The 22,620-nt window shown below is 65.4% G+C and carries 23 protein-coding genes and 1 pseudogene; 12 read left to right on the top strand and 12 right to left on the bottom strand.

The features are described 5' to 3' along the window. Nucleotides 1-3: 3 nt before the first annotated feature. The 3 genes from AC1Z3O_RS07240 to AC1Z3O_RS07230 all read left to right on the top strand — a co-directional run bounded on the left by AC1Z3O_RS07240 (nt 4) and on the right by AC1Z3O_RS07230 (nt 3,020). Nucleotides 4-1,734 carry an acetyl/propionyl/methylcrotonyl-CoA carboxylase subunit alpha gene (locus AC1Z3O_RS07240; protein WP_483514743.1) on the top strand — a complete coding sequence of 577 codons (1,731 nt, stop codon included), beginning with the start codon at nt 4-6 and terminating at the stop codon, nt 1,732-1,734. A gap of 496 nt (nt 1,735-2,230) precedes the next feature. Further along, the gene (locus tag AC1Z3O_RS07235) at nt 2,231-2,488 is read left to right on the top strand and encodes a hypothetical protein (RefSeq protein ID WP_483514741.1); all 258 of its coding nucleotides are present in this window, start codon (nt 2,231-2,233) and stop codon (nt 2,486-2,488) included. Nucleotides 2,489-2,495: 7 nt separating this feature from the next. Next, nucleotides 2,496-3,020 carry a helix-turn-helix transcriptional regulator gene (locus AC1Z3O_RS07230; protein ID WP_483514739.1) on the top strand — a complete coding sequence of 175 codons (525 nt, stop codon included), beginning with the start codon at nt 2,496-2,498 and terminating at the stop codon, nt 3,018-3,020. On the opposite strand, the gene AC1Z3O_RS07225 is transcribed toward AC1Z3O_RS07230, so the two are convergent. The 3 genes from AC1Z3O_RS07225 to AC1Z3O_RS07215 all read right to left on the bottom strand — a co-directional run bounded on the left by AC1Z3O_RS07225 (nt 3,021) and on the right by AC1Z3O_RS07215 (nt 4,620). Further along, complete coding sequence (locus AC1Z3O_RS07225; protein WP_483514737.1) at nt 3,021-3,818, bottom strand: alpha/beta hydrolase; 798 nt, start codon at nt 3,816-3,818, stop codon at nt 3,021-3,023. Nucleotides 3,819-3,846: 28 nt separating this feature from the next. Next, complete coding sequence (locus tag AC1Z3O_RS07220; protein WP_483514735.1) at nt 3,847-4,134, bottom strand: GYD domain-containing protein; 288 nt, start codon at nt 4,132-4,134, stop codon at nt 3,847-3,849. A gap of 159 nt (nt 4,135-4,293) precedes the next feature. Next, a complete protein-coding gene (locus tag AC1Z3O_RS07215) occupies nt 4,294-4,620 on the bottom strand; it encodes a hypothetical protein (RefSeq protein WP_483514734.1) in 327 nt (108 codons plus the stop codon). Between the two features lie 584 nt (nt 4,621-5,204). Between AC1Z3O_RS07215 and AC1Z3O_RS07210 the strand changes: the two genes are divergently transcribed. Together AC1Z3O_RS07210 and AC1Z3O_RS07205 are read left to right on the top strand one after the other, a co-directional pair. Next, entirely contained in the window at nt 5,205-5,471 is a 267-nt protein-coding gene (locus AC1Z3O_RS07210) for a BrnT family toxin (RefSeq protein ID WP_483514732.1), read from the top strand. Then, a complete protein-coding gene (locus tag AC1Z3O_RS07205) occupies nt 5,455-5,745 on the top strand; it encodes a BrnA antitoxin family protein (RefSeq protein WP_483514730.1) in 291 nt (96 codons plus the stop codon). Before AC1Z3O_RS07210 ends, AC1Z3O_RS07205 begins: the two co-directional genes overlap by 17 nt. Before the next feature lie 43 nt (nt 5,746-5,788). On the opposite strand, the gene AC1Z3O_RS07200 is transcribed toward AC1Z3O_RS07205, so the two are convergent. Beyond that, a complete protein-coding gene (locus AC1Z3O_RS07200; protein WP_483514728.1) occupies nt 5,789-6,475 on the bottom strand; it encodes an NAD(P)H-binding protein in 687 nt (228 codons plus the stop codon). A 480-nt stretch (nt 6,476-6,955) separates the two neighbouring features. On the opposite strand from AC1Z3O_RS07200, the gene AC1Z3O_RS07195 reads away from it, so the two are divergent. Further along, entirely contained in the window at nt 6,956-8,221 is a 1,266-nt protein-coding gene (locus AC1Z3O_RS07195; protein WP_483514727.1) for a lipoprotein-releasing ABC transporter permease subunit, read from the top strand. A gap of 139 nt (nt 8,222-8,360) precedes the next feature. Here the strand turns inward: AC1Z3O_RS07195 and AC1Z3O_RS07190 are convergent, their stop codons facing one another. Together AC1Z3O_RS07190 and AC1Z3O_RS07185 are read right to left on the bottom strand one after the other, a co-directional pair. After that, on the bottom strand, nt 8,361-8,999 hold the full coding sequence (locus tag AC1Z3O_RS07190) for a TetR/AcrR family transcriptional regulator (RefSeq protein WP_483514725.1): 639 nt from the start codon (nt 8,997-8,999) through the stop codon (nt 8,361-8,363). A gap of 14 nt (nt 9,000-9,013) precedes the next feature. Beyond that, nucleotides 9,014-10,051, bottom strand: coding sequence for a 2Fe-2S iron-sulfur cluster-binding protein (locus tag AC1Z3O_RS07185; protein ID WP_483514723.1), 1,038 nt, complete (start codon nt 10,049-10,051; stop codon nt 9,014-9,016). Nucleotides 10,052-10,219: 168 nt separating this feature from the next. Here AC1Z3O_RS07185 and AC1Z3O_RS07180 point away from each other — a divergent pair, with 168 nt between their 5' ends. After that, nucleotides 10,220-11,305 carry a ferritin-like domain-containing protein gene (locus tag AC1Z3O_RS07180; RefSeq protein WP_483514722.1) on the top strand — a complete coding sequence of 362 codons (1,086 nt, stop codon included), beginning with the start codon at nt 10,220-10,222 and terminating at the stop codon, nt 11,303-11,305. Nucleotides 11,306-11,536: 231 nt separating this feature from the next. Here the strand turns inward: AC1Z3O_RS07180 and AC1Z3O_RS07175 are convergent, their stop codons facing one another. Next, a complete protein-coding gene (locus tag AC1Z3O_RS07175; protein WP_483514720.1) occupies nt 11,537-12,298 on the bottom strand; it encodes a TetR/AcrR family transcriptional regulator in 762 nt (253 codons plus the stop codon). Nucleotides 12,299-12,792: 494 nt separating this feature from the next. On the opposite strand from AC1Z3O_RS07175, the gene AC1Z3O_RS07170 reads away from it, so the two are divergent. The 3 genes from AC1Z3O_RS07170 (at nt 12,793) to AC1Z3O_RS07160 (ending at nt 16,866) form a co-directional block, all read left to right on the top strand. Continuing rightward, on the top strand, nt 12,793-14,532 hold the full coding sequence (locus AC1Z3O_RS07170) for a SulP family inorganic anion transporter (protein WP_483514718.1): 1,740 nt from the start codon (nt 12,793-12,795) through the stop codon (nt 14,530-14,532). 37 nt (nt 14,533-14,569) lie between these two features. Continuing rightward, nucleotides 14,570-16,024, top strand: a complete 1,455-nt coding sequence (locus AC1Z3O_RS07165) for a DUF2252 domain-containing protein (protein ID WP_483514716.1) — start codon at nt 14,570-14,572, stop codon at nt 16,022-16,024. A gap of 260 nt (nt 16,025-16,284) precedes the next feature. Continuing rightward, the gene (locus AC1Z3O_RS07160; RefSeq protein WP_483514714.1) at nt 16,285-16,866 is read left to right on the top strand and encodes a BPSL1445 family SYLF domain-containing lipoprotein; all 582 of its coding nucleotides are present in this window, start codon (nt 16,285-16,287) and stop codon (nt 16,864-16,866) included. 121 nt (nt 16,867-16,987) lie between these two features. Here AC1Z3O_RS07160 and AC1Z3O_RS07155 read toward each other — a convergent pair whose 3' ends face one another. The 5 genes from AC1Z3O_RS07155 to AC1Z3O_RS07135 all read right to left on the bottom strand — a co-directional run bounded on the left by AC1Z3O_RS07155 (nt 16,988) and on the right by AC1Z3O_RS07135 (nt 20,670). Further along, nucleotides 16,988-18,022 (bottom strand): ribonuclease Z, encoded by a 1,035-nt coding sequence (locus AC1Z3O_RS07155; RefSeq protein WP_483514712.1) that lies wholly within the window; start codon nt 18,020-18,022, stop codon nt 16,988-16,990. Between the two features lie 33 nt (nt 18,023-18,055). Then, entirely contained in the window at nt 18,056-19,237 is a 1,182-nt protein-coding gene (locus tag AC1Z3O_RS07150; RefSeq protein ID WP_483514711.1) for an FIST signal transduction protein, read from the bottom strand. Between the two features lie 103 nt (nt 19,238-19,340). Continuing rightward, nucleotides 19,341-19,694 carry a hypothetical protein gene (locus AC1Z3O_RS07145; RefSeq protein ID WP_483514709.1) on the bottom strand — a complete coding sequence of 118 codons (354 nt, stop codon included), beginning with the start codon at nt 19,692-19,694 and terminating at the stop codon, nt 19,341-19,343. 62 nt (nt 19,695-19,756) lie between these two features. Continuing rightward, on the bottom strand, nt 19,757-19,930 hold the full coding sequence (locus AC1Z3O_RS07140) for a hypothetical protein (protein WP_483514707.1): 174 nt from the start codon (nt 19,928-19,930) through the stop codon (nt 19,757-19,759). Continuing rightward, a complete protein-coding gene (locus AC1Z3O_RS07135; protein ID WP_483514705.1) occupies nt 19,927-20,670 on the bottom strand; it encodes a DNA/RNA non-specific endonuclease in 744 nt (247 codons plus the stop codon). Before AC1Z3O_RS07135 ends, AC1Z3O_RS07140 begins: the two co-directional genes overlap by 4 nt. A 370-nt stretch (nt 20,671-21,040) precedes the next feature. On the opposite strand from AC1Z3O_RS07135, the gene AC1Z3O_RS07130 reads away from it, so the two are divergent. Beyond that, nucleotides 21,041-21,394 (top strand): ArsR/SmtB family transcription factor, encoded by a 354-nt coding sequence (locus AC1Z3O_RS07130; RefSeq protein ID WP_483514703.1) that lies wholly within the window; start codon nt 21,041-21,043, stop codon nt 21,392-21,394. 82 nt (nt 21,395-21,476) lie between these two features. Further along, nucleotides 21,477-22,533, top strand: a pseudogene (locus AC1Z3O_RS07125) (alkene reductase). Nucleotides 22,534-22,620: the final 87 nt, after the last annotated feature.

The raw sequence follows: 22,620 nt of genomic DNA, 5'->3' as shown, positions 1-22,620 counted from the left end.
GCCATGAAGAAAGTCCTGGTTGCCAACCGCGGCGAGATCGCCGTCCGCATCATCCGCGCCTGTGCCGACTATGGCGTGCAGTCCGTGGCCGTCTATGCCAACGCCGACATCGACGCCCTGCACGCCCGCATGGCCGACGAGGCCTACGGCCTCGACGGCGACCGCCCGGTCGACACCTACCTGAACATCCCCAAACTGCTGGAGATCGCCCGCAAGAGCGGCGCCGACGCGGTGCACCCCGGCTATGGCTTCCTGTCGGAGAGCGAAGCCTTTGCCCAGGCCGTGATCGATGCCGGCCTGCGCTGGATCGGTCCCGCGCCCGCCACCATCGCCAAGCTGGGCGACAAGGTGGAGGCGCGCAAGATCGCCCTGCAGGTGGGCGCCCCGCTGGTGGCCGGCACGCCCGACCCCGTCAAGGATGCCGGCGAGGTGCTGGCCTTCGCCGAGCAGCATGGCCTGCCCATCATCATCAAGGCGGCCTTCGGCGGCGGCGGCCGGGGCATGAAGATCGCCTGGCGCATGGACGAGGTCGAAGAGCTCTACCACTCCGCCGTGCGCGAGGCCGTGACGGCCTTCGGCCGCGGCGAGTGCTTCGTCGAACAGTTCCTCGACAAGCCCCGCCACATCGAGGCCCAGGTGCTGGCCGACACCCACGGCAATGTGGTGGTGCTGGGCACGCGCGACTGCTCGCTGCAGCGGCGCAACCAGAAGCTGGTGGAAGAAGCGCCTGCGCCCTTCCTCAGCGACGCACAGCGCGAGCGCATCCACACCGCCGCGCGCGACATCTGCGCCGCCGCCGGCTACACCAGCGCGGGCACGGTGGAATTCCTGCTTAGCACCAGCGGCGCCATCTCCTTCCTGGAGGTGAACACCCGCCTGCAGGTGGAGCACCCTGTGACCGAGCAGACCACCGGCGTGGACCTGGTGGTGGAGCAACTGCGCGTGGCCGACGGCCTGCCGCTCTCCATCACGGAAACGCCCGCGCCGCTGGGCCATTCCATCGAGTTCCGCATCAACGCCGAGGACGTGGGCCGCGGCTTCCTGCCCACGCCCGGCCCGGTGCAACGTTTCGAAGCCCCCTCCGGCCCCGGCGTGCGGGTGGACGCAGGCGTGCAGTCGGGCTCGGTGGTGCCGGGCACCTTCGACTCGCTGATGGCCAAGCTCATCGTCAGCGGCGCCACGCGTGAACAGGCCCTGGCCCGCGCCCGCCGCGCGCTGCGCGAGTTCCATATCGAGGGCGTAGCCTCAGTGCTGCCCTTCCACCGCGCGGTGATCGACCACCCGGACTTCGTGGGTGCGGATGGCTTCCAGGTCCACACCCGCTGGATCGAGTCCGACTTTGCCGAGCCGCTGGCCGCCGCCGTGCGCGCCGTGCCTCAGCCCGACAACAGCCTGTTGCGCACCGTCATCGAGATCGACGGCCGCCGCGTGAGCCTGGGCGTGCCGGCGCAACTGATGCGGGGCCTGGCCGAAGCGCCGGCCGCCGGCTCCGCCACCACCGCCTCGGAAGTCGCCGCCACCTCCGAAGCCGACCTGCTGGCTCCCATCGCTGGCACCGTGCACGCCTGGAAGGTGGAAGCAGGCGCCGAGGTTGCGGAAGGCGAACTGGTCGCCGTCATGGAAGCCATGAAGATGGAGATGCAAGTCCACGCGCACCGCGCGGGTCGCATCACCCTGCATGCCGCCGCCGGCAGCGCCGTGGCGGCGGGCGCGCCGATCGCAACGATCGGCTGAGCGCTGGGCCTGGCTTGCGCCAGGCGTCGCTGGCAGGCCGGGGGATAAGCCCCCGGGCCTTGCTCAACGCTGCGGCTCCGCTCATCGAGCGTGCAGCAGCCGGGCACACATCCCGGCCCACCGATTGCGCCGGCGCGACGCGCCGCCCGGCACGGCGGGCACGATGCGCAAGGATCGCTGCAAGCCCCATCTCCGCCGCAGGCTTCGCCGCGCGGCAAGCGGTCTTCCGGTTAATCAGGCGGCGTGCCGCGAGGACGCTCTGAGCGCGTCGCGAAATCAGCGCAGCGAATCGGCACAGCCGGAAACACTGCAAGCTCTCCTCCCCTGCTAACTTGCCTCGCGCGGAACCCGCGGCCACGAGGACTCGATCCTCGCACAGCCGTCGGCCGCGGTAACGACCAAGGCAGAAACGAGCGCCAGCGATCGGACGCTTCTGGCGGCAACCTGCACGTTGTCAGTTGACAACCAAATACGATCTAACTATGCTGGAGATCGGATGGCCCGCACGTCCCACCCGAAGAAGGAAGTCGAAGCCGCGCTCCGCTATGCGGAGGCCAATGGCTGGCGCGTGGAACCGGGCGGCTCGCATGCCTGGGGCAAGATGTTCTGCCCCTACCGCGATCAGGACTGTCGTTGCGGCGAGTTCTGCATCGCTTGCGTATGGAGCACACCGAGAAGCCCCGGCAACCACGCCCGAGCCTTGAAACGGGTCGTCGACAATTGCACGGCACATCGCAAGCAGACCGAAGACTAGTTGCGCCATGGAATACACCTTCACGCTGAAGTACCGGGTACCCGAGCAGAAATGGGACGCTGACACGCTAGTTGAAGAGCTAGGCGCCGCCGGCTGCGACGACGCTCTCGTCGGCGTCGGCCAGCCTGGCCGCATCGCGCTGGAGTTCGCCCGCGAAGCCGAGTCCGCGGAAGTGGCACTCCTCAGCGCACTGGCTGACGTCAAGCGCGCCCTTCCCTCTGCCCAGCTGATCGAGGCGGCGCCCGATTTCGTCGGCCTGACGGACGTGGCCGAAGTGATCGGCGTCACCCGGCAGAATGTACGCAAGCTCATGCTGACGCATGCCGCGAGCTTTCCGCCTCCCGTGCACGAGGGGGCGGCAGCGATCTGGCATCTGGCGGATGTTCTCGCCTGGTTCCGCGCCAAGGGGACCTACCCACTGCAGGAAGAACTGGTCGAGCTTGCCGCTACCACGATGCAGATCAACCTGGCCCAGCAGGCGAGCAAGATGATTCCCCGGCTGCAACGAGAGGTGAAGGCACGCATCGGGTAGTCAATGGGAAGGCGCCAGCAGGAAGCCGATCGCCTCCCGCCACCAGCCATCGTCAACGTACCCAATCCAGTCGTTATGATCTGCCGCGCGCACGACCCGCAGTTGTCTCGGGCCGGCCAGCGCATCGTAGAGCGCCTTGCCGAAGCGAGCGGGGACGATGCTGTCCCGCTCCGCCACCACGACGAGGACGGGGCGGCCGTATGACGCCAGGTGCGCCACGCTGTCGTATCGATCGTGCAGCAGCCACTTCATCGGCAGCCACGGGTAGTGGAAAGCTGCGATGTGATCGAGGCGGTCCCATGGCGTGATAAGCAGCAGACCGGCGGTCTTGTCGTGCTCGCGCGAACCGGCCGATGCTGCCACGCCTGCCCCGAGCGATTCACCGATGACCAGCACCGGCGCGCCGTAGAGGCGATGTGCAAGTGCGATGGTCTGCTGGGCATCGGCCACCAGCTGCTGTTCCCCCGGCGTGCCGTCGCGCGGCCCGTAGCCCGGATACTCGGCGAGGATCACGCGCAGCCCCAGGCGAGTGAGCGTCGCGGCATAGATGGACCGGTGTCCTGCGTGCCCCGCATTGCCGTGGAAGACGATGGCCGTGCCACGCACCTGTCCGGCCGGCTCCGCCACGAGGCCTCGGAACGCTTCGGGTGTCGGCCAGGCGCGCAGCCCGCCGGAGGTCAGTTCCTCGATCGTGGCCTTCTCAGGGAAGTAGAGGAAACGGTCCTGCAGCAGGATGACACTTGCAAACATGGCCAGGCAGGCGATGGCGAAACCCAGCAGCAGCCCGGTGAACTTCATCGCCTGAAACCCGATCCATCGCTCTCACTTACAGTGCCGCGATGGCCTCGTGCCACGGTGTCGCTTGCAGGGTCTCGGTGGCGGCGTGCCCATAGGCTCGGATGATCAAGGCCGCCCGCTCGAGCTGTTTCAGATCGTTCGACTCGACAAGGTCCACGACATCGAAGCGCCCGAGTGTCAGATAGCTGTCCTTCCAGGTGACAGCAGGGCATTCGGTCTTGATCTTCTCAGCCACGGTGGCGGCGAGTTGCTTGAGGTCCTTGGGATCCTTGAACGCATCGGGCGAGAGACGGCTGAGGATGACGTAGGTGGCCATGGCATGCCTCCGTGCCAGAAATGGCTCCGCAAGCGGGCACGGCAGTCACACGGAAGCAAACGGCCGCGCATCGAGCGGAATCGTTGCTGCGCGTCTTGGCGGCGACGCAGTGTGAAGTCAGAACAGCCCCGGCGGATTGGGCCGGGGCTGTCACGTAGGTCAGTGGAGTTGTCGCTTCAGGTCCGAGAGTTCCGAATGCATCGAAGTGACTGCATCCTTGACCTTGGTGTCGAGACCGCCGGCCTGCTGGCAAGCGCGCTCGGCGCGATCGCCGATCCGTTCTAGATCATCGACCCACTGCCGGATCCGATCCTCGTCCTTGGAAGACATGACCTTCTTTCCTGATTTGCACTCCTTATCGATCTCATCCATCCAGTTCATCAGGTCTCTTGGAATCGAAGAGTCAGCGTGACAGGTCCGTGATGCCTCGCTGACGGTCTGCTGCAGATGCATAAAACGCTTTTGGATTTCGCTGGCTTGCAACATGATGTCCCCTACTTGCACATCAGTTCTGAATGAATTCAGGCAGCAATTGACGGTGTGTTGCCCGCGCCATCGCCATTCGCCCGCTTCAATCGATTGCCAGCCACGATGCCTTGCGTCGAAGCGGCACCTAAGCACGCGAAAGACGCGTTTTCAGTGTAGGCCATAATCTCTTGCCTGCTTCGATGTGTCCCCGAAGCCCGTGTGTCGGACTAGCAACGACCCGTTCCCAGTGGCCCCGGCTTCGGTCAGTGCAGCCCACTTCCGCTCGGGGGCCTGCAGTCGAATTCGGCGAGTTGGCAGGTCAAGCCGATACCCACACGCTGCGACGCTGGCCATCGGCAGCGCCCAAGGGGCGACAAAGAAGGATCTCGACGCCGCCTAGCGATCCGGCACAGTTAGCAACATTGCTGCCACGTCACTCACGCTATGGTCTGCGGAGTCGGCAGCCCTAGCCGGCCGGACCAGCGACGGCGCACGACGCGCCACGTTGATCGCGTTTGCCCCCTCACGAGCTCCCTGTTGTGATGCAAAGAGCCGGTTGCCTCCGCATGTTTATGTAACTACAATTACCTCTATCCATACGCATGGAGATCACGTTCGACCCCGATAAGGATCGGGCAAATATCGCCAAGCATGGCGAGTCGCTAGCACTCGCTGCTGAGATCGACTGGTCGGAAGTGCTCGTACGGCCCGACACCCGGTACGACTTCGGGGAGCTACGGGAGATCGGGTTCGGCTGGATTGGCGATCGCCTGTATTGCGTGGTATTCACGCAGCGTCATGATTTGCTCCGGATCATCAGCCTGCGCAAGGCCAGCCGGAAGGAGATCCGATATGTTCAAGAATCGTAAGATCGTCATGCCCACGCCGCAGGAGGACGAAGCGATCCAACGCGGCATTGCAGCCGACCCCGATAGCTACGAACTCAGCGCCGAGGAGATCCGCGAGATGAGGCCGGTCAACATCAGGAACCGAGGCGGACGGCCGCGGCTCGCCAACCCGAAGGAATCCGTCACCATTCGCTATGACGCGGAGATCCTGGCTGCCTTCCGCGCCAGCGGCGAAGGCTGGCAGACGCGGATGAACGATGCGCTGAAGGACTGGCTGCGCACGCATCGGCCGTAATGGGATGCGATGCCGGAGCGCCCGGCCGGAGCTTGCCGCCCCCTCAGCTCGCCCGATTCCCTGCGCCCATGGCGAGCCGATGGATCGCCGCACTCTCCGCTACACGGTTACCCTCCGCTCTGCGCACCGCCTCCAGCATGGCCTGCCCGATCTGCTCCGTATCGAGGATCTGGTCCGGCCACAGCTTGCGCAAACCCAGCAGCACCCACCCGAAGCACTGATAGAACCAGCGGTAGGCCCGTGTCTTCGAGCGAATCCCGTGCAGCGGCGCGATCAGCCCGGGGCGGAACAAGTAGACCGAGCGGAACCCAAGCCGCTGCAGTGCATTCTCCGTCTTGCCTTTGACCCGGGCCCACATCACGCGCCCGCGTTCCGTGGCATCGGTCCCGCTGCCAGAGACATAGAGGAAGGTCATGGCCGGATTGAGCTTGACCAGCGTACTCGCCACCGCCAGCGGCAGGTCATGGTTGAGGCGCACGTATCCGGCTTCGTCGACATCGCTAGCGGAGACGCCCAGGCAGAACAGGCAGGCGTCGTAGCCCCGCAGCTGGTCTTCCACGTCCCGATAGTCGAACAGGTCAGCGCGCACGAGCTGCCGCAGCTTGGGGTGGCGTTCCTCCACCGCGGTCCTGCCGACGACGAGGACCGTTTCCACATCCTGCGCCAACAGGCATTCGCGCAGCACGCCTTGCCCGACCATCCCGGTCGCGCCGAACAGGATCACTTTCATGGCGTCCCTTTCGTGTCTTCCCTGCTTTTCGATCTGTTGCCGGCTCAGAGGAAGGTCGGCTTGTCGCCCCATGGTAGGAATCACATTGTCTCTTCACAAGACCACAATCGAGACAGCGCGATGCTGCTAACCCACTGCGAACCCTGCCTTCCCGATAAGCCGCCGCCCCCTTCCCTGCTATCTGCATGGACGACAGGCCACTTCCCGGGGCGTAAGACCTTGCCGGAAATCCCGGCACACCGTTCTCCCGGGATACGCCGTTGTACACTTGCCGGCTTACAGGAGCGGTCGCGAACACTGCCGGACAAGCTCTACTGGTCGCCCTTGCCGCGAAAGCGAGCAGCCGTCGCGGTTGACGGCCCCTTGCTTGCGAGAAATCAGGCAGTCCGCCCCATCGCCACCGCGATGGCGGCATTGCAGGCCCCAACCGCCCGTTCGCACCGCCCTACCCCGTCAATCCTCCAGAAAACAGGACGCCTCTTGAATTTCCCCTACGAGTGGCAGATCGGCTGGCGCTATACCCGCGCGGGCAAGCGCGCCAGCAGCAATACCTTCATCTCGTTCATCTCGATGATCTCGATGTCCGGCATCGCGCTGGGCGTGGCGGCGCTGATCGTGGTGCTGTCCGTGATGAACGGTTTCGAAAAGGAAGTGCGCGACCGTATGCTGTCGGTGCTGTCGCATATCGAGCTCATCGCGCCAGGTGCGCTGCCGGATTGGCAGCGCACCGCCGCCGAGGCCATGCGCAACAAGGAAGTGATCGGCGCGGCGCCCTATGTGGCGGCGCAGGCCATGCTGACGCGCGAGGACAATGTGCGCGGGGTACTGCTGCGCGGAGTGGACCCGGCACAGGAGCCCAAGGTATCGGACCTGGGCAAGCAGTTCCGCGCCGGCGGACTGGACCAGCTGCGGCCCGGCGAGTCCGGCATCGCGCTGGGCAACGAACTGGCCAGCGCGATGGGCGTGCAGGTGGGCGACAAGGTCATGCTGGCGACCGCGCAGGGTGGCGACCGGGGTGGCGCCATCACGTCGGGCAACGCACTGCCGCAGCTCAAGCAGTTCACCGTGGTCGGCATCTTCTCGTCGGGGCATTTCCAGTTCGACAACGCCATGGCGCTGGTCCACCTGCAGGATGCCGAGACGCTGTTCCACCTGTCCGGGCCCAGCGGCGTGCGGCTCAAGCTGGCCGACATGCAGCGCGCGCCGGAAGTGGCCAACCAGCTGGCCGGCACACTGAGCGGCGAGCTCTACGTGCGCGACTGGACGCAGCAGAACCGCAACTGGTTCGCGGCCGTGCAGTCCCAGAAACGCATGATGTTCGTCATCCTGACGCTGATCATCGCGGTGGCCGCCTTCAACCTGGTGTCGACGCTGGTGATGACCGTCACCGACAAGCAGGCCGACATCGCCATCCTGCGCACCATGGGCGCGCAGCCCGGCTCGATCATGAAGATCTTTATCGTGCAGGGCGTGGCCATCGGCTTCATCGGCACGCTGCTGGGCGTGGCCGGTGGCACCCTCATCGCCACCAATATCGACGTGATCGTGCCCTTCATCGAGCGGCTGCTGCACGTGAAGTTCCTAGCGCGCGACATCTACTTCATCAGCGAACTGCCGTCCGACCCCAGCGCACACGACATCGCCACCATCGGCATCGTCTCCTTCGTGCTGTCCTCGCTGGCCACGCTCTACCCGAGCTGGCGCGCCGCCCGCGTCAACCCGGCGGAGGCGCTGCGCTACGAGTGAGCCTGACAGGATGGCGCCGGACTCGCCTGCACGCTGTGGAACCTCCCGGAAAGCCGACGCCTGGCATCTTCCTTCGAAAGCAGTGACGGCAATATCGTGAATCCGAACCTGCTCACGGCGCTGTTCATCCCGGCCGAAGCTAGGCCGGCGTGCACAGGTAGCGATGCATCATGGCCGACAAGCGCTCCTGCAGGCTCGCATCGCGCAAGCTCAGGCCTTGCGGCGCATCGAGGACCACGCACGTCAGCGCACTGACCATCACTTGGATGGTCGCGCGGATCTCGTCCTCGGGCCAGCGCGAGGCCCCTCCCGGAACCTGTCTGGCCAGGTGGGGAACCATGCGGTCGAGAATGCGCTGGTTGGCCTCCCGGATGGGGCGCCACAAGGGACTGCCGATGGACTCATGCCGCATGTAGGCGGCAAAGAGGCCGCTGTGCGCGCGGAACGTATCGATGTAGAACGCGACGATGCATTGGCACAGCGTGAGAGCCGGCCCGTCGTGCCATGCCGCCTCGCTTGCGATCCGGGCATCGAGCTCTGAGCAGATTTCAGCCAGCGTGTCCTCCAGCACCAGCGCGCAGAACGTCTCCTTGTCGGGGAAGCGCGTATAGAAGGCCCCCACCGAGACGGACGCCTCGCGCGTCAAGTCTGCCAGCGAGAATCCGGTCAGGCTGCCGGATGCATGGATCAGTGCCCTGCCCGCCGCCAGCAGCGCCTTGAGCGTTGCCTCGCTGCGCTGCTGGCGCGGTATGCGCCAGCCTTCCACGGCGGCAGGCATGATGGCTGCCCGGCTCATACGTCGTAGGTGATCGCCAGCGGCCGGTCCTGGTGTGGGTGGGCCTGGCAGGTCAGGATCCAGCCGGCTGCAAGTTCGGCGGCGTTGAAGACGTCATTGCGTGCGTGCGCGATCTCGCCTTCCAGGCATTTTGCCGCGCAGGATCCGCAATAGCCCTCCTCGCAGGCGTAGGGCACATCCAGCCCGATGGCGAGCGCCGCTTGCAGCAAGGTCTGGCCGCCCTCCACTCGCACCACGTGCTGCTTTCCCTTCGACGTCACCCGCGCCTCGCACGCGGCCTCCGCCCAGCGATCCGCCGGCGCGCCCGCCACCGCGCCGGCCGTCGCCGGCGCCGCCGGTGCCGCGTCGAAGCGCTCGAGGTGCACGCGCGCGGCCGGCACCCCCGCTGCGGCTGCGGCCTGTTGGACCGTCGCCATGAAGGGCGCCGGACCGCACAGGTAGAGTTGGATATCCCCGTCCTGCCGCAACAGCTTGTCGAGCGAGCCGGGATCCGGATAGCCGTGCTGGTCATCGTAGTGCATGCACACCGTCAGCCGCTGCGGATGCGACGCGGCCAGTTCCGCGATCGCCTGCCCGAAGATGACGCTGGCCCTGTCGCGGTTAGCGTAGAACAGCGTCATCCGCCGGCCGGAGGTGACCAGCGCGGAACGGATCATCGAGAGAATCGGGGTAATCCCGCTGCCTGCCGCGCAGAACACCATCGGCGCCGCGCCGTCGTCGCAGACGAAGCGGCCAGCGGGCTCGCTCACTTCCAGCGTCATGCCCGCTTGCACATTGGCGTGGAACCAGCGCGACACCCTCCCCTGGGCAACGCGCTTGACGGTGACCACCGGCAGGCCTCCCCCCTCGGGGCAGCTCGACAGGGAATAGCTGCGCATCAGCGCTTCCCCATCCACGTTTACCCGGAAAGTCAGGTGCTGCCCGGCCCGGTAGCAAAACGACGGCTGCAAGGCATCCGGCACGGAAAGCGCAAAGGAGCGCGCATCTTCGGTCTCCTCCACCACCTCTGCGACGGTCAAACGATGGAACTGCATGGAAGCCTCCTCCGTCCTGCGGACGTGTTTTCGTCCTTGCATTGCCTAGAAACAGAATTATGATTCTTTTTATAGCCGGTGGCCGATGCGAATACAAGGCCGATCCCTCGACTCCGGCAAAGCAGGGCCAGCGATCGGCACAAAAACCCCTGAGCCTAAGGAGACGACATGACATCGCTTCATCGCTACACACTGCCCGTGGTCCAGACGGGCTGGTCCATCAGCAGCCAGGTAGCCACCGAGTTCAACTGGGAGTACGACGAGGGATCGTCGAAGCTGCTACAGCTTTACGAAACCAGCAAGAAGCAGCAATGGAACGCGAGCGACCGCATCGACTGGTCACAGGAACTCGACCCCGAGAACCCACAAGAACTCGACGATCGCATGATCCCGATCTATGGCACGGCACTGTGGGACAAGCTCGGCCACAAGGACCGCATCGAGCTGCGGCTGCACCAGCAGGCGCATTCGCTGTCGCAATTCCTGCATGGCGAGCAAGGTGCGCTGATGGTGTCGGCGCGCATCGTGCAGATGGTGCCGGGCATGGACGCCAAGTTCTACGCGGCCACCCAGACCATGGACGAAGCGCGTCACGTCGAGGCCTACTCGCGCCTGCTGCACGAGAAGGTCGGTGTCCTCTATCCGATCACCCCGGGACTGAAATCCCTGCTCGAGACCACGCTCAGCGATTCACGCTGGGACTTCTGCTATCTCGGCATGCAGGTGCTGGTGGAAGGGCTGGCCCTGGCAGCCTTCCAGCGCATCCGTGATTACTCGAAAAACCCGCTGGCGGCCTCGATCAACGCCTATGTCATGCAGGACGAGGCGCGCCATGTCGCCTTCGGCCGCACCGCACTGCGCGGCTACTATCCGCAATTGACGCAAGCCGAGCAGCGCGAGCGGGAGGACTTCGTGATCGAAGCCTGCTACCTGATGCGCGAGCGCTTCGACCAGAAGGAGGTCTGGAGCCGCCTGGGCCTGCCCGGGGATGAATGCGCCAAAGCCGTGCTGGAGTCGGAAACCATGCGCATGTTCCGCCAGCGCCTGTTCAGCCGCATCGTGCCGACGGTCAAGGACATCGGCCTGTGGAGCAAGCGCGTACAGGAGGCCTTCGCGGACATGGGCGCCATCGAGTTTGCTGACGTCGATGTGGAAGCGCAATTCGCCAACGACCACAAGGTCGCTGAGGAATTCGATGCGCGCCGCCATGTGATGGAGACCATCGACCACGGGCGCGGCGCCACCGGCCACTGATTTGGGATCGCGCAGCCCGACCGGCGCGCGAGTGCCTGCCGGGCTTGCTTCATCGCCGGCGACGTCAGTGCTCTGGCAAAGATCGAAGCCACGAAAATCAAGCAGACGACCATTCCGCACACCCAATAACAGAACATCGATTCTGTTATTGAGCATTAAGCGGAAGAAGAGGCCCCCGCCCGGTGCGGACGGCCTCGCCGGGCGCTGGAGGCAACCTTTGGCGGGACCGCCCTACTTCGTACGGCGGCGGCCGCTGGCCGGCGCCCCACCGTCCAGCCCGAGATAGCGCTTGAGCATGCGGTTAAGGTGCACTTCCAGTTCGTCGCCATCCAGGCGCAGCGGGCCGGGGTCGTTCAGCAACAGGTTGGACAGCGTTCCCACCAGGAACTGCATGGCGGCGCGCACCTCGAAGGTGGCGGTGTCCTGCGGGCGCCCGGCAAGCTGGCTGGTAAGCCAGGGCATGACCAGGCGGGCGATGCGCCGGTTGGCGTCGCGCATCGGATTGTCGTCTGCGCCCCGCGAGGAGTAATGGCGCAAGAAGCCCCTGAACAGGCCGCGGTTTTCGCGAAACTGCCCGACATAGAGCTGCACGATGCGCTCGACAATGGCTTCGGCCGGACCGGACTGCCACACGGGATCTTCCGCCACCGAGCGCAGCGTGACTTCCTCCGCCTCTCGCAACGCCACATCGAGCACGTAGCCGAGGAAGGCCCCTTTGTCCTTGAAGCGGGCGTAGAAGGCGCCGATCGACGTCTTCGCAGTACCGACGATATCGTTCAGCGAGATCTCGTCCAGGTTGCCGCGCTGCTCTGCCAGCGCGCGGCATGCCGCCACCATCTTGCCCAGGTTTTGCTCACTGCGCGGCTGCAGCGGGGGCCGCACCATCTCCTGCGCCCGTCGGCTAGCGGCCGGCTGCTCCTCGGCGCGCTGCGAAGATGACCGGCCGCCCTCGGTAGCAGCGGACCGGTTCCTGGGCTTGGGTGGCGTGGGCATGGCAATCCTGCGGATCCTGACTAGACTGAGCGGGCATTATGCGGCATTTCCGCGCGGCCGCCGCCCTTCGCCCGGCCACGCAGGCCGGTCACACTAAGCTGCAATCCCTGCCGGGAAAACACGCGAATGCCCAAGCGATATCTGGTTGCCTATACTGCGATTGGATAAAGGCGCGTCCTTATCGCGGTTTCGCGGAAATGTCGTCACCCCGCTTTGACGGCAGTTCCGAACTTGGGTGGAACAATGAAAACAGTAAGCACCTCAAGCCTTGCTGCGAAACGAAGTGCACCAGCGACAGGTGACAGGTGCCTTCGTCATCTCATTCATCTCCCCAGTGGCATGCCATTCCCAGCCAGTGAAAAACGTGAGCTATGACTCGCCATGGGAGACGAAGCGGCGGTGACGCCTCCCACAGCGCGTCCGGCATGGTTGCCCCGTGAGCGGATTGCGACCGCGCGGGCCGAAGGAGTTAACCTCCCAGAAAGGCACACGACATGATGCCGACCACCCCGACCGATGCACCTGCGCGCCGCATGCCGCTCCTCAAAGGGCTGCTGCCGGTCAACCGCGCACAATTGCCTCACGATATCGTTGCCGGCATCACGCTCGCCGCCCTGGGGATCCCGGAAGTGATGGGGTACACCAAGATTGCCGGCACGCCGACCGTCACCGGCCTGTACACCATCTTGCTGCCGCTGGTGGCCTTTTCCCTGCTGGGGGCATCGCGCCACTTGGTCGTTGCCGCCGATTCAGCGACGGCAGCTATCCTCGCCGGCTCCCTGATAACTGTGGCAGCGCTGGGAAGCCCGCAGTATGTCGGCCTTACCAGTACCGTGGCCGTCGCTGTGGCCGTCATGCTGGTACTGGCACGCGTCTTCCGCCTGGGATTTCTTGCCGATTTCCTGTCGCGCAGCGCGCTGGTCGGCTTCCTGACCGGGGTCGGCATACAGGTCGCGGTGGGCGAGCTTGCCGGGCTGTTCGGGCTGGCCAAGCAAGGACACGGGCCGCTCTTTCAACTTATCTCGGTCTTTCAGCGCCTGGGCGAGGCAAGCTACATCACCGCTGGGCTATCTCTCTCCGTATTGGTGGTAATCCTGGGATTCAAGCGATTCCTGCCCCGGGCGCCCGGCGCACTGATTGCCGTGATCGGCGCCATTGCAGCCAGTGCGGCGTTCGATTTCGCTCAGCACGGCATCGAGGTCATCGGCAAGGTGCCAAGTGGATTGCCGTCGCTGTCGCTGCCGCCCTTGCATCTTGATATTGCGCAGATTGACCAGGTTCTGGCGACCGCCGCCTCGTGCTTCATCGTCATCATTGCGCAGAGCGCGGCAACCGCGCGGGCCTATGCCAATCGCTACAACGAGCGCGGCGACGACAACCAGGACATCGTCGGCCTTGCCGGTGCGAACGCAGTGGCCGCCCTGACCGGCACCTTCGTCGTCAACGGGAGCCCGACCAAGACCGAGATGGTCGACGACGCCGGCGGGCGAACGCAGTTCGCCCACCTGACCACCGCCGTCATCGTGCTGCTGGTGCTGCTTTTCCTGACCAGGCCGCTGAGTTTCCTGCCGGCCGCCGTGCTGTCGGCAATCGTCTTCATGATCGGCGTGAAACTGGTCGATGTGAAGGGCATGCGGGAGTTATACCGCTTGCAAAGGGATGAGTTTGTCGTCGCCCTGATCACGGCGGGCGTGGTGGTCTTCGTTGACGTCATGCACGGGATCCTTGCCGCCGTGCTGCTGTCGCTGATCGACCATACGCGCTACAGCTACCGGCTGCGCACGCGCGTGCTGACGCCCCATCCCAGCGGCGAGTGGAAAGCGCATGAGGTGGCACCGAACCTGTTCGCATCGCCAGGTATTGTCGCCTACCGTTTCGAGGCGGACATTTTCTATGCGAACGCCGGCCGCTTCATGGAGGAGATCCTGCGGCTGGTCGAGCAGGCGGGCCCCAAGGTGAACTGGGTGGTCGTCGACGCGTCGCAAATCTTCAACATCGACTATACGGCCGGCAAGACGCTCGTGCAGCTGGGCGCGGAACTGGACCGGCGCGGGGTTGGGATTGCTGCGGTTGCAATACCAGAGGGTGTGCTGAGAGAGATCGAGAACTATCACGCAGTTGGGGGGACACCAGGGAAGTTCGGGATATACGCGACCGTAGGCGAGGCAATCAAGGCCTTGTGCGAATTGCCCCCGCCGGCGCCGACTCCCGCGCCTGACACCAAGCCGACGTGAAATGGGATCAAGCCATTTGACCGCATGAGGGCATGCCATGCCAAAGATCGCCGAGACACAGCGCAGAGCAGCGCCAGCGGAACACGCGGAGCCACAGCCCGCGCCACTGCCGGAGAACCTTGAGGGGCTGTTTGCGGGCCGCGGCTCACGGGCATCACGCATCGCTGCCGGCAAGGCCGCGCGCCAGCGCGTGCCCCGCGCTCAGCTTGCAACGTGCACGGGAGTGGACCGGGACGCGATCGCCCTGCTCGAGGCATCCAATGCCGGCAGGCTGCCGAACCTGATACCTATCCGCTACGGCCGCATGCTGGCAAACCCGTTCGCCTTCTATCGCGGCGCCGCACCGCTGATGGCCTTTGACCTGTCCAGGCTGCCACGTACGGACATCATCGTGCAGCTAGGCGGAGATGCGCACCTGGCAAATTTCGGCCTGTTTGCGAGCCCGGAGCGCCGCATCCTGTTCGGGCCCAATGATTTCGATGAGACGCTGCCGGGCCCCTTTGACTGGGATGTACGCAGGCTCGCCGCTTCCTTCGTCATCGCCGCCCGCCAGCGCGGCCTCGGCACGCGCGAGCAGCGTGCCATCGTGCGCCGGCTGTGTGCGACGTTCCGCCAGTGCATGGCCGAATTCAGCACGATGGATACGCTCGACGTCTGGTATTACCAGTTCGCGGCCGAAGACATGCTGGCCATTGCCGACTCGGTCCAAGAAAGGGAGAAGGAGGCGGCAATCATCAGCAAGGCCCGGCAACAATCGTCCCGGCTTGTCCTGAGCCATGCCACAGAACTTGTCAATGGCAAGCTGCGCATCAAGGACGTGCCGCCGCTCGTTTACCACTTTCCCCTGAGAAAACGCAAGGAAGCGCAGCAGTTCCACAACACAGTGAGGCAGTTCTTCGCCGAGTACCGGCAGACTCTGCCTGTCGAGCGGCGGGCACTGTTCGATCGCTACGAGCTGGTCGATATGGCCGTGCGCGTGGTCGGGGTGGGGTCGGTTGGAACGCGCTGCTACGAGGCGCTGTTCATGGCCGATGGGAAGAGCCCACTGTTCCTGCAGGTCAAGGAGGCGCGCGCATCCGTGCTGGAGGACTACCTGCCGGCAAGCAAGTTTGCCAACCACGGCCAGCGGGTAGCGACCGGGCAGCGCCTGCTGCAATCGGCCACCGACATTTTCCTCGGCTGGTCCAAGATGCGAGCAACAGGCAATGACTTTTACGTGCGTCAGCTGCGCGACATGAAGGGCGCGTTCGACATCAATACCTTCGACGCAGAGGATCTGAGCGAGTACGCAGTGTCATGCGGACACGCGCTGGCCCGTTCGATGGCAAAAGCCGGCGATCCCGCGCTGATCCTGGGGTATGTCGGCAAATCGGACGCTTTCGACGAGGCTATCCAGCAGTTTGCCCTCGCCTATGCCGAGCGCAATGAAGCGGACTGGGCGACCCTGAAGGCGGCGGTGAAATCGGGTCGGCTGCAGGCAACGGGAGAATGAGAATCGGCAGCATCGTCGCCTCTGCTACGGGAGAGGCTGAACGGGAAGGTTTGGCACAGAACCTTACAAACGCCGGGGGTCTGGCGGATGCCAGGGGAACGGAAGTGTCGTAGCCACCATCGAGCATGTGCAGCATGACAATCCCGGCCTAGTATGTAGACAGCAGCCCCATCTCAAGCAAAGTAAGGGGATGGAATGGCCGTCCTGGCTGCCTCAAGATGATGTGCTCGCATCAGTACTTTTCTCAGAAGGAGGTACCCATGAATCGACGCCATTTTGTTACCCGGATTGCCGGATCAGGACTTGTCGTCGCGACCGCGTTCGCAGCGGGCTGCACGACGACCAGCGGCAGTTCTTCGGACCCGGCAGCCAGGAGAAAGGAAATCGATGCGGGTGTCGATGGCGCGCTCAACCGCTTGTATTCGTCGGTGGGCGGTTCGCATGAATTGGCTCAGCGTGCGCAGGGCGTTCTGGTGTTCCCCCGCGTGCTCTCCGCCGGCTTCATCGTCGGCGCCGAGCATGGCGATGGGGCACTGCGCGCGCACGGTGGCACCGTGGGCTACTTCAGTACGACAAGTGGTTCCTTCGGGTTCACCGCCGGTGCACAGTCCAAGGCAATCTTCATCATGTTCATGACGCCAGATGCCTACCAGAAGTTCGTATCCAGCAGCGGCTGGACCGCGGGCGTCGATGCGAATGTGTCGATTGTGAAGGTTGGCGCCAACGGCCAGATCGACACCCTCACCAGCCAGCAGCCGGTGGTCGGCTTCGTGCAGACCAACGCGGGCCTGATGTTCGACGTCTCGCTGAACGGCACCAAGATCAACAGGCTCAGTATCTGAGGCGAGAGCGCGCGGCACGGCGCCTTTTCGATCCTCTCCTGCCCTTGCTGAACCATCCCGGCCCCCGCCGGGATGGATTCCGGCCGGCCTCACCCGTGCTTGCAGATTCGCGGCGTGCGGCTCAGGCCGGACAAGCCGCCCGCCGGTCCTGTCCTGACCACGCAGCCCGCACCTCGGCAGCGAGCGCTTCGCCGCGGCCATGGTAGCGGGGCGAGAAATGAAACGGCGTGACGGCCCTGGCACCCGCCCGGCGCGCGATCCAGCCCGCCTGGGCGGCAGTCAGATGGTGCTTGCGCAGCGCGTGCGCCCCGTCCCGGTCCAGGAACATGCTTTCGATGAAGAACTGGTCCACCCCTTGCATCAGTTGCGCCACGGCCTGCACGTTCGCCTCCGTATAGCGCAGATCGGTGGCGTAGCCGATGCGCCGGCCCGCCTCGGCGTCGAGGATGAACTCGCTCAACTCGCCGACCTGGCGGGTCACGGCATGGTCGCCCTGCCGGTCTCGCCACTGCACCAGGATGGGCGCGTCGTCGGCCGCGCCGCTCAGGACGGCATGCTTCAGCTCGCGCAGCCAGGCGCCGGTCGTCAGGCCCGATGCGGCCAGCCGCTCCTTGTGGATGCCGAGCCTTACCTTCTCCTCCAGCAGATAGGCCAGGCAGGGGATGCCGTGGTCGACAAAGCAGGCGCGCACCCGGAAGGCGGCTTCGTCATGGACGATATCGCCGTTGCGTGCGATGGAAGCCCCGGCCTGCCTGGCGAAGCCTTGGCGGCTCGAAAAGCAGGCGCTGTGCATCTGCCCATCGAGGCAAAGCTCGCGTGCCTCGACCACCAGTTCCATATCGTAGCGATCGACCACATTCCACGAATAGGCCCGCAGCTTGTGCTCGACCTGTGCCGCGAATCCCGGCCCGCCGACCAGCACGATGCGCGGCTTGCGCCCGAGCAGTACGCGCAGCAGGTGGTCGAAGCCGGAAAAATGGTCCATGTGCGCGTGGGTGACGAACACATGCGACAAGCGCATCAACTGGCGCGGCATCAGCCCGGTGATATCACCAAGGTCGAACAGCAGCGCGCGCCGCTCCTCAAGGAAGTCCACCAGCAGACCCGGATCGCCGAAGGTGTCGTTGACCAGGCGGGCTTCCAGCAAGTGGCGCATGATCGCTCAGATCGCTCAGATCGCTCAAATCGCTTACGGCGCGGCGAAGACCGTGAGCACCCCGGTGTAGCCATACAGGTGGTCCCGGGCAATCTCGCCACCGGCGAAGAATCCCGCCAGGGGCAGATCGCCCAGTGCGCGGCGCACGGTCTCCAGTTCGGCATTCGGGGCGCCGAAATGTGGCCCGCCCCGGCCCGAGCAACTGATGTAGAGCGCGCCGGCGGCCCGCCCTGCCGTTCCGCGCTCGATCTCGGTGCGGATCTCGCTCGCCATGCGGATGATGTCCGCGAGCGCGGCTTCCGGATTGCGCGTGCAGAACGCCAGCCGCATGCCGGGCTCGGCCATGTCGGCCAGCGCCAGTACCCGGTGCTGCACGTCCACGCCGATCACATGGCGCACCACTGTGTCGGCACCGAACGTTCCTGGCAGGTGCGGCGCGTCGTCCTCGCCCGTGCCCAATCCTGCCAGCGTGGTGGACAGGGCGTCGGACACTTCTTCGACCGGCGCGTCGTGCGCCAGGCCGAGATCCTGCAGCACACAATCCAGGGCAGGCTTGCCATCCAGCGTGAAGAGCAGATTGCGGTCGGCGCGGGTCACGGTGCGCGTCGGCCCGATCGGCTGGCAACCCTGCGTCACGCGCGAGATCAGGCCGACCTCGGGGCCGAACAGGACGCCGGACAGGCCGCCAGTCAGGACGTCATCGGCAATATGGAACGCCTGGTCGCGAGCCGACGACAGGCCGCCGAACAGGTAGCCGGTGGCGGTGCGGCTGCTCAGTTCCCGCAGCAGATCCTGGATATCCGGGGTGCTGCCATCGGCGTGCACCAGCGCGGTATGGGCGGTGAAGCCGGATGCCGTGCCTGGCAGCGGCCGGCGCCCGGAGAACAGCCGGAAGGTGCCGCGCGGCAGAGGCGCCACCATCAGGACCATGGCCGGCTCGTCGATGTACTCGGTGCCGCAGGCGCATACCCCCACGGCATCCATACCGACCCAGGCGATGCCGGGCCAGTTCTGTTGCAGCGCGGCCAGGATCGCATCGGCCGACGCGGCGTAGTAGTCGCTCAGATAGCACCAGCCGAGCGTGAGCGGCGCTGCCGCGCCTTCCCGCGCCTGGCGCAGCGCAGCCTGGGTGTCCAGTTGCCGCTGGCACTCGGCCAGCGCTTCCTGCCACTGGCCGTGGGCGGCGTGCGCAGATAGGAAGGAAACGTCTGTCATGGCAGCGCCTCCGCGACGTGGCCTGCGACATAGCTTGGACACCGTCCCTGGGACCGGCGTTCGGACAAAGGCGCGCGGCCGTCATCGCACCTTCATCGCCCCTTCATCGCCCGGTCAGCACGCGCAGCAACTCCTGTACGATGCGCTCGTGCTGCTCCAGCGCCGCATCCAGCGTCGGGGCGCCGTAGCTTTCGCCCTGACTCTCGCCAGCGCCCGCGGGCAGTCCCGTCACGCGCGTGATGAACAAGGGCGTGTCCTTCGGCGCGGCTTCCGACACGCCGCGAAAGCGCGTCGTCACCGTGCAGCCGGACTGCTCCAGCAAGGTGCGGCGGAAGACCAGGTCGTTCTCCGCCATCCAGCGCGACCAAGAATCGCGGTCGAATACCTGCACCGGCCGGTTCTTGTCATCCAGGATATAGAAGCGGCTCCACTTCGGGGAACCCTCGCGCGGCTGCATCGATTCTCACCCGGCCTGGCACCGGCCGTGTGCCATCACCTCGATCCATTTGGGCCGGCCCCTCATGCGGCCTGCCTGCGTACGGTGACCTCATGGATCGCCGCGCGCCTGAAATCAATGTAGCTCACAAGCGCGCGGTTTTCTTTCAAAGCGCAGCGATGGCCGTGGCCCGGGCCATCGCCGGGAAGAGTTGGCGCGGCCGCCGGCGGCGGCACCATCTCTTCGAACCGCTTCACTCCGTCAGCGTCACGCCGGGCAGGAATTCGATGCCGGTGCGCTTGACCAGTTCGCGGTACGTGATGGGGCGCTCGGCCCGGGCCGAGTCTGAGTTCGCGATCCAGTGCGCCCAGGCGCGATGCGTCGTCGGGTCGTAGACGAGCTTGAAGAGATACTGCGGCACCCATACCTGGCCGGGGCCGATCGTGCTGGGCGCTTGGCTGAATACCGGTCCCGTGATGACATAGACGTCGCCCTTGGCGCGCTTGATGTACTTGCGCGTCGCCTTCTCGATGCCGGCCCAGCTCTTGCGATTGTTCTGCGGGGCCTGCGGCACCATATTGGCCAGCGAGAAGCTCTGCGCCATCGCGGTGGCATTGGGCATGTCCCCGGCCGGCGCCATATGGCCCCGGTCATATCCGGAGCCCTTGTAATCATCCAGCTCCGCGCGCTCGGCGCGGGGCAGGCGCGCGTCGGCGAAGAACTTATTGGTCCGCTGCTCGTCCTGCGCATCCTCCACCTGCGCCGCATTCATCCGCTCGGCCACGTAGACGGGGGTCTTCGTGGTGCCCGAATGCAGGATCGCGAACGAGTCGAAACACAGCGCTCGCGGCTTCAGACTCTGGGTGTTGTGGACCTGTGGAATTGCCCCTTGGGCGAAGAACTGCTGGCAAGCTGCAAAATCAGCTGCCGCATGAGCGGCGGTGGTGATGCCGAGAAACAAGGCGGTAGACGCAACCAGCCTGAAAGCGCGATACATGAAATCCTTCCTGAAATGCTGTTATCCCCTCTCGACTGGCAGAAAGGGGCACGAAGGATAACATTGGCGGAAGCGCTGGTCAGCGTCGACGTAACGATTATCAGCGTTGTCCGAGCCGAAAGCGGTGAAAGCGCGCAATTGACCGCATCGGACCGCGTGGCGGCCTCATTGGCAGGCGGCTCACCGGGGCAAAGGGTGGCGGCCGGCGGCAAGGCTGGGCCGCCGATGCCACCAAGAGTGGCTTCCTTCACATCTGGATGCACCCGATCCGCAGATCCCCCATACAGGCGACAGGGTCATCGAAGCGCGTCAAGCAGGCCCGTTCGATGTATCGTAAATTTCCAATATAAATTTGAAGACTTCCCGATATATGGTTCGCAAGACAGCGAAACAAAGCGCCCCGGGCGCTGCCGGCGAGAAGCCCGCGCTGGACGTGGACGCAATCCACAAGGCGCTCGCGAATCCCGTGCGACGGAACATCCTGGCGTGGCTGCGCACGCCGGAGGCGTACTTCTCCGCACAGGAGTATCCGCTCGACCTGGGTGTCTGCGCGGGGCTGATCGATGCCTATGCAGGGCTGTCGCAATCGACGGTGTCCGCGCACCTGGCCACGCTGCAGCGCGCCGGGCTGGTGCGTGCCAAGCGCATCGGGCAATGGGTTTTCTTCAAGCGTGACGAGGAGACCATCCAGGCCTTCCTCGACCAACTCCACCAGGATCTTTGAGCCGCGCGGGCCATATGCCCACGGCGTCATGCCGTGGCAGCGGCCCGGTGTTTCTCCCACTCAACCGCCAAGGCAAACAACCATGTCCTCTCTCTTCGATCCCATCCGTGTCGGCGATCTCGAGACTGCCCAACCGCGTCGTCATGGCGCCACTGACGCGCTCCCGCGCGGTCGGCGGCCAGCGCGTGCCGAATGCCATGATGGCCGAGTACTACGTGCAGCGCGCGTCGGCCGGCCTGATCCTCTCCGAGGCTACCGCGGTCACGCCGCAGGGCGTCGGCTATGCCGACACCCCCGGCATCTGGTCCGACGCCCAGGTGGCCGGCTGGAAGCAGGTGACCGACGCAGTACACGCCGCCGGCGGCCGCATCTTCCTGCAGCTCTGGCACGTGGGCCGCATCTCCGACCCGGTGTTCCTGGACGGTGAGCTGCCGGTGGCGCCGAGCGCCATCCCCGCGCAGGGCAATGTCAGCCTGGTGCGTCCCAAGCGTGCCTATGTGACGCCGCGCGCGCTGGACACCGAGGAAATCCCCGGCATCGTCGCCGCCTTCCGCCACGGCGCGGAGAACGCCAAGAAGGCGGGCTTCGACGGCGTGGAAGTGCACGCCGCCAACGGCTACCTGATCGACCAGTTCCTGCAGGATTCCACCAACCAGCGCACCGACGCCTATGGCGGCCCGATCGAGAACCGTGCGCGGCTGCTGCTGGAAATCACCGACGCCTGCATTGCGGTGTGGGGTGCCGGCAGAGTCGGCGTGCACCTGGCGCCGCGCGGCGACGCGCACACCATGGGCGACTCCGACCCGGCGGCCACCTTTGGCTATGTGGCACGCGAACTCGGCAAGCGCGGCATCGCCTTCCTCTGCGCGCGCGAGGCGCTGGGCGAAGGCCGCCTCGGGCCGGCACTGAAGGCAGCCTTCGGCGGCGTCTACATCGCCAATGAGAAGATGACCAAGCAGAGCGCCCAGCAGGTGCTGGCCGCCGGCGAGGCCGATGCGGTCGCCTTCGGCCAGTTGTTCATCGCCAACCCCGACCTGCCGCACCGGCTGCGGCTGGATGCCGAGCTCAACGTGCCGCGCCCTGAGACCTACTATCACCCGGGCGCAGAAGGGTATATCGACTACCCTGCCCTGGCCTGACGCCAAAACAAAAGGACTCGCGCCCCGATACCGCTCGCCTGGCGTGTCGGCGTACGTATCGGCGGCGCGGATACCCCTCAGTGCGCC

It is taken from the genome of Cupriavidus sp. 09_S30 (genome assembly GCF_056930435.1).
Note: the sequence above shows the minus strand (reverse complement) of the source record. Positions and strands in the feature narration are given on the sequence as shown.